At 46.4% G+C, this 16,117-nt stretch carries 11 protein-coding genes; 9 read left to right on the top strand and 2 right to left on the bottom strand.

Going from position 1 to position 16,117, the window contains the following annotated elements:
• Window positions 1-133: 133 nt before the first annotated feature.
• The 9 genes from QUA40_RS08040 (at window position 134) to QUA40_RS08000 (ending at window position 12,890) form a co-directional block, all read left to right on the top strand.
• Complete coding sequence (locus QUA40_RS08040; protein WP_333123745.1) at window positions 134-2,293, top strand: CBS domain-containing protein; 2,160 nt, start codon at window positions 134-136, stop codon at window positions 2,291-2,293.
• A gap of 899 nt (window positions 2,294-3,192) precedes the next feature.
• Entirely contained in the window at window positions 3,193-4,059 is an 867-nt protein-coding gene (bchL, locus tag QUA40_RS08035) for a ferredoxin:protochlorophyllide reductase (ATP-dependent) iron-sulfur ATP-binding protein (RefSeq protein ID WP_006634709.1), read from the top strand.
• A 34-nt stretch (window positions 4,060-4,093) separates the two neighbouring features.
• Window positions 4,094-5,485, top strand: a complete 1,392-nt coding sequence (locus QUA40_RS08030) for a DUF5331 domain-containing protein (protein WP_333123742.1) — start codon at window positions 4,094-4,096, stop codon at window positions 5,483-5,485.
• A gap of 484 nt (window positions 5,486-5,969) precedes the next feature.
• Window positions 5,970-7,379 carry a ferredoxin:protochlorophyllide reductase (ATP-dependent) subunit N gene (locus QUA40_RS08025; RefSeq protein ID WP_199292772.1) on the top strand — a complete coding sequence of 470 codons (1,410 nt, stop codon included), beginning with the start codon at window positions 5,970-5,972 and terminating at the stop codon, window positions 7,377-7,379.
• 370 nt (window positions 7,380-7,749) lie between these two features.
• Window positions 7,750-8,379: a hypothetical protein gene (locus tag QUA40_RS08020; RefSeq protein ID WP_333123739.1), complete on the top strand. Its 630-nt coding sequence runs from the start codon at window positions 7,750-7,752 to the stop codon at window positions 8,377-8,379.
• On the top strand, window positions 8,376-9,827 hold the full coding sequence (locus QUA40_RS08015) for a 7-cyano-7-deazaguanine synthase (RefSeq protein WP_333123736.1): 1,452 nt from the start codon (window positions 8,376-8,378) through the stop codon (window positions 9,825-9,827). Before QUA40_RS08020 ends, QUA40_RS08015 begins: the two co-directional genes overlap by 4 nt.
• Window positions 9,828-9,843: 16 nt before the next feature.
• Entirely contained in the window at window positions 9,844-11,043 is a 1,200-nt protein-coding gene (locus tag QUA40_RS08010; RefSeq protein ID WP_333123733.1) for an XRE family transcriptional regulator, read from the top strand.
• A gap of 16 nt (window positions 11,044-11,059) precedes the next feature.
• A complete protein-coding gene (locus tag QUA40_RS08005; protein WP_333123731.1) occupies window positions 11,060-11,608 on the top strand; it encodes a hypothetical protein in 549 nt (182 codons plus the stop codon).
• A 220-nt stretch (window positions 11,609-11,828) separates the two neighbouring features.
• Window positions 11,829-12,890, top strand: a complete 1,062-nt coding sequence (locus QUA40_RS08000; RefSeq protein WP_333123728.1) for a hypothetical protein — start codon at window positions 11,829-11,831, stop codon at window positions 12,888-12,890.
• 80 nt (window positions 12,891-12,970) lie between these two features.
• Here QUA40_RS08000 and QUA40_RS07995 read toward each other — a convergent pair whose 3' ends face one another.
• Together QUA40_RS07995 and QUA40_RS07990 are read right to left on the bottom strand one after the other, a co-directional pair.
• Window positions 12,971-14,419, bottom strand: coding sequence for a DUF5009 domain-containing protein (locus QUA40_RS07995; protein ID WP_333123725.1), 1,449 nt, complete (start codon window positions 14,417-14,419; stop codon window positions 12,971-12,973).
• A 488-nt stretch (window positions 14,420-14,907) separates the two neighbouring features.
• On the bottom strand, window positions 14,908-15,834 hold the full coding sequence (locus QUA40_RS07990) for a polysaccharide deacetylase family protein (RefSeq protein ID WP_333123722.1): 927 nt from the start codon (window positions 15,832-15,834) through the stop codon (window positions 14,908-14,910).
• Between the last annotated feature and the right edge of the window lie 283 nt (window positions 15,835-16,117).

Raw genomic sequence — 16,117 nt, 5'->3', positions numbered from 1 at the left:
TAAAAATTAAATAAGGGGTTTTCGAGCAATCAGATTTTAAGCGATCGAGCATTTGTCACCCGGTTAATTAATGCTAAGTCTGCCAACCCAAGTCTCCAAAATTGTAACAATTCATTAACTTAAATTAATAATCATGCTACAAGAAGAACAATTACAGCATTTCCTAGATTCCGCCCCGCACTCCCCAGCAATTAAAGCATCACAACCCGTCGGACAGCCCAACAGCCAGCCACTTTACTCGTCACCTTTAGATCGGGCGATCGACCGCCACCCCCTCACCGTGGCTCCAGAAACCCCGATCGCCCAAGTGTTAGCTCTCATGAACCCGATGCGCGTCTCCTGTCAGCTTTGTGGGGAAAAACAAAACACTGTTGCAAGCGCAGCCAAGCGCAGTTGCGTTTTAGTCGTGGAAGATAATCGCCCGATCGGCATTTTTACAGAACGCGATATCGTCAAGCTAACTACCGTCGCAGCTTGTACGGTAGGACTGACAATTGCTGACGTAATGACTCGATCGCCCATTACCCTCAAACAATCCGAGTCTCAAGATATTTTCACAGCGATGTTCACGTTGCGCCAGCACCAGATCCGGCATTTGCCCGTAGTGGATGAGGACTCGCAACTTCTCGGCCTCATCACCCGCGAAGCCATCCACGAAGCCCTGCAACCAGTTAACTTGCTAACCAATTTGCGCTGTGCGGCAGATGTCATGACAAATCAAGTCATTTCGGCCCCAGCAACTGCCTCAGCCCTCGATTTAGCCGAGCTGATGGTCAAGCATCGAGTTAGTTCCGTCGTCATTGTCCAAGAGCAAACTCAGCATCCCGAGCTGGCCGCACCAATACAAAATTACCAAATTCCGATCGGCATTGTCACCGAGCGCGACATCGTGCAGTTTCACGCCCTGGAATTAAACCTCTCCCAAATATCGGCTATAGAGGCCATGAGTGCGCCTTTATTTTGCATATCTCCCGCCGATTCCCTCTGGAGTGCCCACCAGTCCATGCAGCGCCACTGCGTCCGCCGTTTGGTAGTAGTTGGCAGCCAGGGAGAACTTTTGGGCGTTGTCTCTGTGACAAGTTTGCCGCAAGTTTTTAACCAATCGGAAATGTACGGGACGATCGAGCTGTTGCAACAAGCCGTGGACGATCGAGCCACCCAATTGCAGAAAGCCAACGAACTTTTGCAGCAAGAAATTGTAGAACGGCAGCGAGCCCAAGAAGCCCTGCGCCAAGCTCACGACGACTTAAAAAAACAAGTTGAAGAACGCACCGCTCAACTTTTAGAATCCAATGAATTGTTGAGACGGGATATTCTCAAGCGCCAACGAGTCGAAGAAGCGCTGCGGCGAAAGCAGGCTTGCTTGAAAAATCAAGCGCTGCAATTAGAGGAAACTGTGCGAAAGTTGCAGCAAACTCAAACTCAATTAGTGCAAACCGAAAAAATGTCTTCTTTGGGACAAATGATTGCCGGTATTGCTCACGAAATTAACAATCCTGTTAATTTTATCTACGGCAACCTTTCCCACGCCAGCCACTACATCAAAGAATTGTTTCAACTGTTGGAACTTTACCAGCAGCACTATCCCGAACCAGTCTCGGAAATTAGGGAAGCAGCAGCAAAGATGGAAGTCGATTTTTTGGTAGAAGATTTATCTAAGATCCTGTCTTCTATGCAAGTAGGAACCGAGCGCATCCGCCAAATAGTGGTGTCGATGCGTAATTTTTCGCGATCGGATCAAGCTAACATCAAACTCGTTGACATTCACGAGGGACTAGATAGCACTTTGTTGATTTTGCAGCATCGGCTCAAAGCTTACGGCGCACATCCAGCTATTGACATTATTAAAGAATACGGTAATTTGCCCCTGATCGAGTGCTGTGGCGGTCAGATAAATCAGGTGTTTATGAATATTATCGGCAATGCTATTGATGCTTTAGATGAAGAAATCCAGAAAGGGGAATGGGCGACGAGAAATGCGAAAAATTCACCCCCGTCAAATCCTAATTCTCCATTGACTGTTCCCACAATTACAATTCGTACTGAAGTTGTTGGCGGCGATTTTGTCGCGATCCGCATTTCCGACAACGGGCGGGGCATACCGGAGGAGATTCGCCGCCAATTATTTGACCCGTTTTTTACTACCAAACCAGTCGGCAAGGGTACTGGGTTGGGACTGTCAATTTCTTACCATTTAGTGGTCGAACAGCATGGGGGGCGGCTCGACTGCGTTTCGGAAGCTGGACGGGGCACTGAATTTGCGATCGAGATTCCGATAGTCAGCAGTCATTAGTCATGAGTTATCAGTCATGAGTTATCAGTCATTAGTCAGATGTTCAAGGAAGAAAGAAGATTTTCCCAATCTCCCCCTCTCTCCCCCTCGGACACTCTCTCCCCCTCGGACACTCTCTCCTCTCTCCCCCTCTCCTCCTCTTCCCCTCCCCAATCTCCCGCCAATTCCTAAAAATTCACAATTTTTTACACAATACTCAAAACCCCAGCAAAATCATCCGCAACAGCCGAAAGCTAACATCACTTTGCCCTCCCCAGACCCAACTGGGCAGAACTCACTCTCCCGTTTACCTCATCCACTAGCGCCTTTGTGCCCGTTCAAGTTACCCGCACAAGCCATCAACTGCCTGCATCCTAGCCCCAAAGCCAAAAGCCCAGATTGTTGGAGAAGTTAATTTTTGTTTTATTTTTGTTTTACTTTTGTACCTCTTTATAGACAAAAAGTATCCTAAAACTAATTAAAAATCTAAAAAAAATCTAAAAATAGATTTTTAGGTCAAAAAAACAGTTAAGATTCCCTAAAGTGCAAAATAAACAAATTTACTAGCATTTTCATTTAGACGCCCCCTTTCTTTTCATCGCAAGTTAGCTAATAATGCTTTCAACGAGGTGAGTTAGGGCAGGCTCCAAAATTGGCCTAACCCAAAGACGGATACAAGTCCCAAACAAAAGTCGTCGAGAGCGAAAAATTTTAGACATTAGGGAAAAACCCCAGATTCATCTGTGGAATCAATCTAAAATCTAAAATCTGAAATCTCAAATCGACTGACAGTAAGGGCACGGTAGTTGGGCTATTGCTACGTCGGCTATTGCAATTGGGCGATTGCAGTTGGGCGATTGAAAAAAAGCATCAAATCCCAGCCCTCATAGTTTTGATAGAAACCTATAGGAGAACAAAGAGTGAAACTCGCAGTTTACGGAAAAGGTGGAATTGGTAAATCGACAACAAGCTGCAACATCTCCGTTGCCCTAGCCAAGCGCGGCAAAAAAGTTTTGCAAATCGGTTGCGATCCAAAGCACGACAGTACATTTACCCTCACTGGGTTCTTGATCCCCACAATTATTGACACCCTTCAGCAAAAGGACTATCACTACGAAGACGTTTGGCCCGAAGATGTCATCTACAAAGGCTACGGCGGCGTTGACTGCGTAGAAGCAGGCGGCCCTCCCGCAGGAGCTGGCTGTGGTGGCTATGTAGTCGGCGAAACAGTCAAACTGCTCAAAGAACTCAATGCCTTCGACGAATACGACATCATCCTGTTCGACGTGCTCGGCGACGTAGTGTGCGGCGGTTTTGCAGCCCCCTTGAACTACGCCGACTACTGCATGATTGTTACCGACAACGGGTTCGACGCTTTATTCGCAGCCAACCGCATCGCCGCCTCAGTCCGCGAAAAAGCCCGCACTCACCCGTTGCGACTCGCCGGTTTAATTGGCAACCGCACCTCAAAGCGCGACTTGATCGACAAGTACATTGACTCTGTACCCATGCCGGTGCTGGAAGTGCTGCCCCTGATTGAAGACATTCGCGTTTCTCGCGTCAAAGGCAAAACATTGTTTGAGATGGCCGAAAGCGATCCTTCCCTCAACTACGTCTGCGATTACTACCTCAACATCGCTGACCAGATTTTGGCAATGCCCGAAGGAGTAGTGCCCAACGACACGCCCGATCGCGAATTATTCGCCTTACTTTCAGATTTTTATCTAAATCCAGTGCAACCGGTGGTCAAGAAGGAGGAAGATGAGCTAGACCTGATGATGGTTTAATAGGTCTAGCGATCAGGATGAGGATAAAGAGGTTATGGCTTTTTTTGATACTTTTTCAGTTGCTCTCAAACAGAAGTGGTTGGACTACTACCAGGTAAATCGGGCTTGGCTGCTCCTGCACATGACGGCTGAGAACACGGTCGCCACACCCGACGGCGGGAAAAGGCCTGTTTCTTACCTCATCCTGGGAATTGCGGCTGCCCTGGAGCCGGAACTCCAGCAATTAATGCTGCCCTTCTCAAAACTGAAGCCGGATGCAGACAGCCTGATCGAAGTGTTGGGGCTAAATTTTGACCCGGATATGGCGCTGGGTATGCCCTCAATTACGGCGCAACACACGGCCAGCCAAACTCCAACAACTGTGGCACCCGCAGCGACTAAAACTGCAACTGCTGCACCCGCAGCGGCTCAAACTGCAACTGCTGCACCCGCATTGGCTCAAACTGCAACTGCTGCACCCGCAGCGGCTCAAACTGCAACTGCTGCACCCGCAGCGGCTCAAACTGCAACTGCTGTACCCGCTGATGCCAAATCTAATAAATTAGGCGGTGCGGCCTTAGCAGCAGCCGGAGTAGTCGCCGGAGTCGCCGGAGCAGCCGGTCTGGCTGCTGCTTCGTCAGCACTGAGTTCCGACGAGGAATCCTTCGATGACGAGGAAGAAGCAGTCTCTGACTTCGACATGGATGACGATGAGGAAGAATCAGTCTCCGACTTCGACATGGACGACGATGAGGAAGAAGCAGTCTCTGACTTCGACCTCGGCGACGATGAGGAAGAAGCAGTGTCCGACTTCGACATGGACGACGATGAGGAAGAAGCCTCGGCTTTGGACGGTCTCGACCTTGGCGACGATGAGGAAGACGCGGTATCTGACTTCGATATGGGTGACGATGAGGAAGAGGCGGTATCTGACTTCGACCTCGGCGACGACGATGAAGAGGCGGTATCTGACTTCGACCTCGGCGACGACGATGAAGAAGAAGCCTTGGGTTTGGGCGGTCTCGACCTCGGCGATGACGATGACGATGAAGAAGAAGCTTCGGCTTTGGGCGGTCTCGACCTCGGCGATGACGATGAAGAAGAATCCTCACAATTTGGGACTTTGACCTCTGGGGATCTCGAAGTGGGGATATCCGATCCGTTTGGGGAAGAAGATGCAGATTTTGTCGCCGAAGAAATACCCGATCCGTTTGGGACAGCGACTTCAGATGACCTAGACATGGATCTGGGCGACTTGGACGACGACGGTATTGACGATTTCTCTGTATCTGATGACGATGACCTCGACGATCTCGGACTTGACGATCTGGGGGAAGCAACTACCGGCGATCCTGACGAAGATGATTTAGATGCTTTAGGTCTCGGCGATTTGGATTCCGACGATGAGGATGAAGAAATTTCGGGCTTTTTGTCGGATTTTAAGTGAGGTTGTTGCGATCGCCCGCGTCTCTCCTAGTCTTGAAGTTTCCCGCTCTATTTGTGAGTTGTGAGTTGCGAGTTGTTAATCTTTAATTAGCTCAAACTCACAACTGCCAAAAGGCTTTTTGCCTTAGCGAGTTGAAGAACACTAAATCCCTGCTGTGAGGGATTATATGCCCTCGCGCAGAATTTTTTAGCCAAAATTTTGGATGCTGTGGCTGCTGCGGAAATATTGAGTGGGCTGCATCTATTTTTCAGAGGAATTACGCCAAAACCAGGTATTTCTATTATTGTTCGCTGCTTCAGGGCGATCGCACAAAATAGGTGTTTTCTCGCCGCTGCGCCTGTTCGCGTTCGAGAGGAAGAACAACCTGGAAAACCACTTATGCTTGTCCGCAGCAAGAGATGCGATCGCACAAAACAGGTATTTCCTCGCTAGGCGCCTGTCCTGTTCGAGACGAAAAACAATTTAAAGGGAGAAGATTTGAGATATGACTGCTATTACTACTAATGAACCAGAAGCTTTAAACTTTGAATGCGAAACAGGCAATTATCACACTTTTTGTCCGATTAGCTGTGTAGCTTGGCTTTATCAAAAAATTGAAGATAGCTTTTTCTTAGTCATCGGTACCAAGACTTGCGGCTATTTCTTGCAAAACGCAATGGGCGTGATGATTTTTGCTGAGCCTCGCTATGCGATGGCTGAGTTGGAAGAGGGGGATATTTCCGCTCAGTTAAACGATTATGATGAGTTAAAGCGGCTGTGCTTGCAAATTAAGCGCGATCGTAACCCCAGTGTAATTGTCTGGATCGGCACTTGCACCACCGAAATCATCAAAATGGATTTGGAAGGGTTAGCGCCGAAACTCGAAGCAGAAATTGGCATTCCCATCGTCACAGCGCGCGCTAACGGCTTGGATTACGCTTTTACTCAAGGGGAAGATACCGTTTTAGCAGCGATGGCTGCTAAATGTCCTGAGAAAGCACCCGTGATGGAATCTCAGAAACAAGAACGCAATGCTATCTCTCAACTGCTGAATTTCGGCAAGAAAAAAGAGGAAGTTGCAGCAGATGAATCGGAATATGTCAAGCACACACCGCTGGTACTTTTCGGTTCTTTGCCCGATCCGGTTGTTACTCAGCTAACTCTAGAATTGAAGAAGCAAGGAATCAAAGTTTCCGGCTGGCTTCCTTCCAAGCGCTACACTGAATTGCCAGTATTGGAAGAAGGTTATTATGTATCGGGTATGAATCCCTTCTTGTCGCGCACTGCTTCTACGTTGATGCGCCGCCGCAAGTGTAAGCTAATTGGTGCGCCATTCCCGATCGGTCCTGACGGAACTCGGGCTTGGATTGAAAAGATTTGCTCAGTGTTGGGAATTGAACCAAAAGGTTTGGACGAACGGGAAGCGCAAATCTGGGCTGGTTTGGAAGATTACCTGCAAATAATTCGCGGCAAATCTGTCTTCTTTATGGGAGACAATTTGCTAGAGATTTCTTTAGCACGTTTCTTGATTCGCTGCGGCATGACTTGCCCGGAAATTGGGATTCCTTACATGGACAAGCGCTATCAGGCGGCCGAGTTGGCTTTGTTAGAAAAGACTTGTCACGAGATGGGAGTTCCTACTCCTAGGATTGTGGAAAAACCGGACAATTACAATCAGCTTCAGCGGATTTACGAGCAGAATATTGATTTGGTGATTACTGGTATGGCTCACGCTAATCCTTTGGAAGCGCGGGGGATTAATACTAAGTGGTCTGTTGAGTTTACTTTTGCTCAGATTCACGGCTTTGGTAATGCGCGGGATATTTTGGAGTTGGTGACTCGTCCGCTGCGCCGGAATAATTCGCTGAAGGATTTGGGTTGGGGTAATTTGGTGAAGAATGAAGCGAAGGTTTAACCGTTTTTAGCGTTGAATAAAAAACCCGGTTTCTTGGAGAAACCGGGTTTTTTCAGTAGAAAATTACTGGACATTTAATGCACAACAGCTAGTGCAACAGCCATAGGTCTTTTTTTTTCTAGTCAAGCCAATTTTCTCGACTCGCCCGTTAAATAGTGCGATCGTCCGTAAGTTGCTGCGAGGTAGGGGATGAGGTGTGCGATCAAATTCGCACTTATGCTCCTCCTCATCTCCAGGTATGGGCTACATCCAATTTGGCGAATCTAGATCCTGACATTTTTTATTATTTTAGTCTCTTAACACTTGACATTGTCAGAAAAATTATCTAGCTTGATCGTAGAAACAAACTCGGAGCCTTGGAGGTTCGACCATGCCCGACGGAGATCTCGTTCACAGTCAGCTTTCGAGAATATACCAGAAGCCTTATCAGATGCTGTGTGAAGGAAAGCTTGACCGCCAGGAATGCGCTTGGTTTGTGATGAAAGCGTTTTTGCAGGACATCAAAAACAACTACGGTGTTCTTTCTGTTAAGTTGGCCAAGCACATGGGGGAGATTTTGGACAAAGCCAGCGAAAATACTGGTGCAAATAGCTCTGTGGATTGGATGGCTTGGAACCTGAAGTTAGAGCGGGTCGCACGACAAGCCACTGTTCCGCATTATGTGAAGGAGCTAATCCTTCGTGCTAGCAAGGGCATACTACATGAGATTCGTTATAACCGGACAGTAGACGCTAGCAATTTGTCAGAAGCGGTTGTGGAGCGGTCTTTTCAAGAAGTATACAAAGCGAATTTTGAGCAACGCATTCCGCTGAGTTCTAATCACCATGCTGATGTTGATAATGCGACCGTTACGGAGCGTGTTGAGGCGATCCGTCCCGATATCTCATCCGAAATCAGGAAATTGGCAAAGAAAGCTGCTGCGGATGAGGATGTGAAAAACTTGCGACGATCTTCACGCAAAAAGGTAAAGAAAATAGACCTTGATGAGGATCTGCTATGAAATACGAACCTTCCATTGAGCAGAGCCTTTACGACAACGCTCCCAGCGATTATACCCTGCATTTTGAACCTGTATCGAACAGTAATGGATCTGTGCGCTTCATAGATCGCTCTCAGGGCAAAGAACTAACTGTTGGCATTAATGTACACGACAAGGCATTCGGGTATCGGGTTCAGACAGAGTTTCCAGCTATCATTGCCGACCTTGTTGACCTCGCCGTTGCAATCCATGCTTCCGATCGACTTGCGCCCCACAATCTGGGTGGAAAACCGCGTCGCCTTCAAGTGATGCTCCCTGTACGTAATCCTGAATTGCTTAGTACCGAACCGTTTCGGACAAAGCTGGAAGACCTGCTTGAATGGGCGACTGGGAGTGAATGGGTTTTCGACTTCCACAAAAGGGTTGCACCGGAACGTTTGGTTAAGCAGCAATTAGTTTTGCCAATAGTACCTCAAGGCTCTGAAGTGGCGCTTTGGAGCGGTGGACTTGATGCCCTTGCAGGTCTGTATACTCGTCTTCAGATGTATCCAGAAAAGCCATTCGTGTTGTTTGGAACTGGCAGTAACAATAGTGTTTATGCCCGCCAGGGAAGAGTAGCAAAGAAGGTTGAGTCTATCTTTCCCGGTCGTTGCCATCTTTTCCGCGTACCGATCCGCTTCCACGATAGCGCTATACAGCAAAAGAATAAGCTTTCTCGTTCGCGAGGTGTTGTATTCACGCTAATTGGTGCCGCGTGTGCATATCTCATGGGTCAGCGGGTTCTGTGTGTTTACGAGAATGGGATTGGGGCGATTAACCTTCCTTACCGCGCATCTGCTGTGGGACTGGATCACTCTCGTTCTGTTCACCCGCTGACTTTACTTATGGTGAGCGATCTCGTCTCAGAACTTTTAGGAGAAGAGTTCCGCGTAAAAAATCCATTTCTATTCTGGACTAAGGCTCAAATGTGCAAAGCATTGGCTGAAGACGGGAGAAACGACTTGCCGCCGCTAACTATGTCATGCGACAGCCCACATCGCCTGGAGCCGATTCAGTGTGGTTACTGTTCCTCTTGTCTTTTAAGACGACAAGCGCTTGCTGCTACCTATATAAAAGATCTAACGCGCTATGTAGTGCTTCACGGAAACCACCCGCCAAAGGAGTCCAGTTTGCATCTCGATCATATGCTTGTGCAGGTTAACACCCTCCGAAATTTGCTTGATGTATCAGATGAAATGGATCTTCAGTGGGAAGCTTTGACACGAGAGTTTCCAGTGCTGGATGATATTGTCGATCGCAGCGCTGGGGCAGAAAGCCTACTACCCATTGATATGCGGGGCCAGCTAATTCAGCTTTATCGAACCTATGTTTCTGAATGGGATACAGTAAAATCCCAAATTGCGGTTTGCCCATTAAATCAATGTGGCAAACCGCAGGTATCAAATAGAAACGCAGTCAACGTTCAGTAAGGTTGAGGAAAAATGTATGACTACGAACATCCTTGACAACATCGACCCGCAGACACTGGGGGAACTTCTTCAGCAGGCACGTAAAAAGTGCGGTATGAATCAGTCTGATGCAGCTAAAGTCATCGATGCTGCACGCACTACTATGGTGGCGATCGAAAAAGGAGAGCGCCGCCTTAAAGCAACTGAACTAATTAAGCTTGCCCGTGCGTATGGGCGCTCCGTTAGTGAATTCGTTCGAGCTCGTCCAGTGGTTCAACCTTTCGAGATGCAATTCCGGGCAGCCTATCAGCGCAGTGAGGGAGAAGAGGTACAGATTGAACCAGCAATTCTGCGTCTAGAGGATTTTTGTCGGAATTACCTAGAGCTTGAAGAAATTATGTCCGCACCACTTCCCCGGAACTATCCTCCTGAGCAGGAGGTGAGGAATATGCCACTCAAGGCTGTGGCGGAAAGCATAGCGATTGCGGAGCGTCAGCGGCTTGGGCTTGGAGATAGTCCTATTTCACGGCTGCGCGACATTCTAGAGCAGGATGTGGGACTTCGCATCTTTTATCTAAAGATGCCACCAAAATACTCAGGGATTTACACCTACGATGAACGACTTGGCGGTTGCATAGCAATCAATGCTAATCATCCAGAGGAGCGGCGGCGTTGGTCGCTGGCTCACGAATACCTTCACTTTCTCGTACATCGGCGAAAAGCTGTGTTGGAATTTGAAGGTCAGTATCAGCGAGTTCCAGAGAGCGAACGACTAGCCGAAACCTTTCCTAAATATTTCCTTATGCCCACTAGCGGCTTGCTCAAGCGGTTCAAAGATATGTCTGGCATACATAACAAGTTCACTCCAGCTCATCTATTCACTCTGGCTCATTACTATGGTGTATCCGTAGAAGCGCTTGCTTATAGGTTAGAAGAAATGGAGCTTTTACCGGCTGGAACTTGGGAGCGATTGCGCGATCGTGGGTTGAAAGTCAGAAAGGTACAAAAGGAGCTGGGCTTAGAAGATATCCCACAGCGCACTGATACGATCCCTCTCCACTATCAGCATCTCGCGATCGAGGCGTTGGATCAAGGACTGATTACAGAGAGTCGCTTTTCTGATTTCCTAAATGTCGATCGCTTGGAGGCGCGCCGCATTGCAGAAGCATTGCGGGAACATTCAAGCGGAATGATGGAGGAAGCCTCTGATTTCGACCTGATTGATATGCAGGAGTAATGGGAGAAGCCAAGTTATGCAAATTGTTCACTCCCACCTTCTTCTTGATGCCTGCTGCGTTCTAAACTTTTGCGCTTCGGGTCAATTACTGGGAATTTTGAAGTCTATTCCTGTTCAGGTTGCAGTTACCCAGGTTGTTCGAGAGCAGGAGTTACAAACACTCCAGCGTCTTGAGGGCGAAGAAAATGATGGTGCGTCTCAATTCGAGGCAGCGATCTCACAAAATCTACTTATAACCGTGGATTTTGAGTCGGAAGAAGAGGCCGAATCATTTGTGAATTACGCCGCTATTTTAGATGACGGCGAGTCAGCGACTGGCGCCATCGCAGTTCACCGACAATGGGCAATGGCGACGGATGATAAAAAAGCGATATCGTTTTTTCGGAACGAGACACCACAGCTTCAGGTTTTATCAACCCTAGAGATAGTTAAGCATTGGTCAGAGGAAGCAGGTATTGATTCGCAAACACTACGCGATGTACTGAATTTAATTCGAGTTAAGGGGCGATATATGCCACCTAAAAGCCACCCTTTGCAGAGTTGGTGGGAAACTGCGAAGCAGTGAGGCTGAAAGTTTAAGCTGAGCGTTAGTTAAAGGGTCATATGAAAGAATTAAGGTGAAGGCGAGGGAGTTTTTTATTAACTGCCGATTAACCCAGATAAAGAGAGCGATCGCACTTTTCCCCAACCTTTCCAGAATCGCAGGCTACAGGCCAGTAACACGATCGCAAGTACGATCGCCTATAATCGAAACTAGCCCAACTCTCATCAGTTGAGAAACCGCCATGAGTCAAGACAACGAAAAAACTACCTATTCAGAGAAAACAGAACGTCTCAGAGTTATCCGTCAGTTTATCAAAACCGTGACACCGATGATTTGGACGATCGTAATTTTAGTAGTCATCATTCCCCTATTAGGTAACTTTCTAATTTCCAAGTCACTAACCAATACCGGAACCACAGCAGTTTTCGTCTCGCCGCCGCACGATTTTAGCAAAGTCAACCAAGACATTAAAAACGCTATCCAACAATCCCATACAACAGCCGAAACTTTCGCCTCAAAAGAATTGGACAAATGGGAAACCGAAGTAATTGCACGACTAGACAATAGTTTCCTCGATTGGTACTTTGATTACTTCAATCAAAAAAAGATGGAGTTTACTGTACCTTTTAATTTCGTGAAATCTGCCGTACTCAACAGATTTGATATGACAGCAGCTTCTCAAGCTGTTTCCGAAAAATTAACCGAAGACTTTCAAAGAGAATTTGCAAACCGCGTGCTGGTGCCAAAAAATGCTCAACTGCGCTTTCAATTAATCACTCAAGATACTGCTAACCTGTACATAGCCGAAGTTAGCAAGAATGTGAAAGTAGTTCAAAACAATTATAATATACCGCAACTACAGTGGGACAAATATTTAAACGATATTGCCACCACAATTAGCGACAAAGGAAACGTCTCGAATTTATCATTAAAAGTATTAGTTGGGGGCAGCGGCTACTTAATTGCTAAACCCTTAATTTTGGGAGTAGCAGCTAAAGTTGGCAGCAAAGTTACGGCAAAAGTTGCCAGCAAAGCCGCCGCCAAGGTAGCAACAAAAACAGGCGGTACAGTTGCTAGTCAGTTGGGAGTAAGTTTAATCGACCCGATTGTCGGCATCGGGATTATCATTTGGGATTTGTGGGATTACAATCACACAGTCAAAGTAGAAAGACCGATTTTGCGGGAACACATTGTAGAATACTTAAAAGATGTCAAAAAGTCCCTGCTCACAAATCCTGAAAGCGGGATTATGGCAGCAATTTATCAGTTGGAAAGCGGTATTTTGAAGTCCCTCCAATCTTAATAACTTCCTAGAGAGGACAGAAGTCCTCTCCCTTAGTTTGAATCAATAAGGACTAAACTTCTTACTACAAACCTCAAAATTTAGGTCCTTAAGAACAGTTTAAACCTGGTAAACACTACCACAATTAACGCCAGAATAGTCGTATATCCCAACCCCCTCAAAAACCCCATAAACGGATTGGTTGAAGTCAGCTCAACAATCACCGGTTCCAATTTACTTAAAACCAGAATCGGCCAGATAATATTCGCAAATCCTGCATAACCAATCATCGGATTCACCCCGTTATCAATAAACAACTGCAAAAACCATTTTCTTTGAAACACATCGATAATTATCATCAACCCAATCAACAGCAAAATCGCCATTCCAGCCGTTAAAAACAAGTAACTCATCGTCGCTGAATCTTTCTTGATGCCGCCTTCATAAGGCTCAAACAGCAAACCCAAAACCACCCAATAAAACCCCCATTTGTAAAGGCGATTCAATAAATTTTCGGTGACATTCCCTGGCTTTCTCAACAAAACCAAAGCGCACAAACACAGCACAACCGTCACTAATGCAGTCTGCCACACCCATCTAGCTTGCAGTCCAATTAACAAGACTAAATTGACAGCAAACATCACAACCATAAGGCTGAAATAGCGCCAACTCTTCCAGCTAGCATAACTCGCCTCTTCCGGCGAACAATACTCTATCCACCGACCCAGGAAATCGCCCACAATCGTACCGGGAATCACCACAAACAAATACTTTAAATAATCAAATTGAAACAGCCAAGGTGCAGGAGAGTACCGCCAAACTAAATTAATCCAACCGTCAGTAGGAGAAGACAGCCGCGCCGCCAACAGCAAGCCCAAAAATCCCACTCGCAACCACGTATTTGAACGAGTAAACAGCCAAATTAGCGAGCCAAAAACGGCCATATTTGCTAGTACAATCAAGATAATATCGCTACGGCTAACTAAAAATCCTACGCCGTTGGGATATTTGATGTAAGATACGAAGCCAATCCCGGCACTCCAAGCAACAAGGGTTAAGGATCTCCGCCGCCACACAGACCACCTGGACGGCCAGCGAACATACATTAAAAATAATATTAAAAATCCAAACAAGGCCATCCACCACTTCTGCAGGATGGATGCGTCTGGGTTAATTATAGTCGGGCGAATGTGCTGGAGAAATATCGCAAATGATGCTAACAAAAATCCTCTTTGCAAAATAGATAAAATCACTTTTTTTGTATCCCATCCCTTGGCGATGCGACGCGACAAAGCTAGCGGTATCGCGGCCCCCATTGCAAACAAAAAGAAGGGGAAAACTAAATCAACCCAGGTTAATCCCGGCAGTTTGTTATTAAAAATGTGGTCGGGCGGTGGCAGTTGGGCGTGATACATCCACGCCGGCAATGTTTTCCGGGCTATTGTACCGGATAAAACCATTGCTAATACTGCTACTCCGCGCAGGGCATCCAGCGCGTCTGCGCGTTGGGAAACGGCAGCAACTGCTAAACTATTTTCTTGTTTCACCATGTCTTTTACCTCTGATGTTTGGGATTCTAATTTATATCAAGTACGGTTAGTTGCAGGGCTCTTTCATTCTTTGTGGCAATCCCTCGTGAAGATCCCCGATGGCCCAAACACCCATTCAATCGTTGGTAGAGGGGGTAGGCACTCTTAGCACTACCCCTACAAAATGATGTTTTTGGTGAGAATGAAACAGCCCTGCGGTTAGTTGACCGCCAGATATCAGCCGGGGCGGGTTTACTGGACTTTTTGCACTTTTTGATAGATAATGATGAACCTAGCCGGGATCGGAATAACGGTTAATTTACCGCACATGATATTACTAAAAATCTTATTTATCAATAGTCCGGACTGTTTTTAGTTCTTAGGCTGAAACCCTCGATTTTCCGTTGGTAGCGAACTTGCCTTGGAGCCTTGAAATCCTTATTCTACGGTTGGCAATCAAAAACTGTCCGAAGTATTGATGTATTCAAAAAGAATAGAATATCTCCGGCTTATTTGCCAATTAATTTGTGCAGCCAGCTTCCTGAAGCTAGACTGCTGAGTCTTTTGGCGGAGTGTTTTTTATTGACTGTCAACCTCGAAATTCGGTATTTATTGGGTGAAAAAAACCGCAGTTTTAATTTTGAACTGTCGTACAAGTATCCTGATGAGAAATATTTGGCAACGTATTTGTCAACTTGTTTGTTGACAGCGCCAAACGGGTAGGCTATGTGTGAGGCGACTGTTCGATTTTGGTCTAAATCTTGGGTGCATTTCCTCAGTCTAATTTGATCTTCAGATAATTCTCGGTCTAATGCTGTCAGAGAAATTTTTGTTAAATTTTCGTGATTCAGTCCGTGGGATTGAATATCATAAAAACCTTTTTGCATTCCGTCTCTCAAGTCTTGACAAGTTACCTTTTTTATGAGCGAGTCCTGATGGCCCAAGAAGCCGGAGTTGATAAATACAACTACTTTGGTTTTTTTGCCGTATTTATTTTCGAGAGTTTCTAAAATCGGCAGTAAGTGCGTATAAATGCTTTTATTTCCGTCGTCAAAAGTAATCATGACTTTTGGGCGATCGCGATATTCACTCGGCACCAGTTTTTTGGGATTTGCTATGAAGTACTCGTAAAGCTCTTGGGATGACAAAAACCAATAGTTATGGCTAACTAAATTATCTAAAAAAGGTTCCAAATTTTGCTGGCTGTAGTCGCCGGGAAATTCTCGCCGCAGCGGCGGTATTTCCTGGGGATTCTGAAGGTCAACAATATCGTGAAAGCCGAAAATCGGAATTTCTACTGTGATGATTTCTAAGATTACTTGATAAGTGATGAAAGTTAGGAGAAATGCTAGTAAAAAGCTAATAATGCGTTTTTTTCGGAGCGTAATACCCTGTTGAAAATACTCCGGCAATTTGTTAACTAAATAATTTACCATTGACAATTACAACCTCATGAGGTAAAAGGTTCGGATGGGAGTAAGAGGGTTTTTCTGGCTGAGCTGCAGGGAGCATCTAGATTGTCGATCGCCCGCGTTTCCCCTAAAGATAAGCTGGTCAACTCCAGCATGATACAATTTGTCTCGATCGCACTTATCCCTCAACCTCGGTTCACAGGACAGAAGTGGTGCTAGAGGAGTGGCGATCGTCCGTTTAGCTCAAAAATGATCATTTGAGATAGATTAGCCAGTATGGGCGATCGACAGCAGCAATTCCGACAGC

The organism is Microcoleus sp. Pol11C3 (assembly GCF_036701485.1).
In the GTDB taxonomy this organism is placed as follows: domain Bacteria; phylum Cyanobacteriota; class Cyanobacteriia; order Cyanobacteriales; family Microcoleaceae; genus Microcoleus.
Note: the sequence above shows the minus strand (reverse complement) of the source record. Positions and strands in the feature narration are given on the sequence as shown.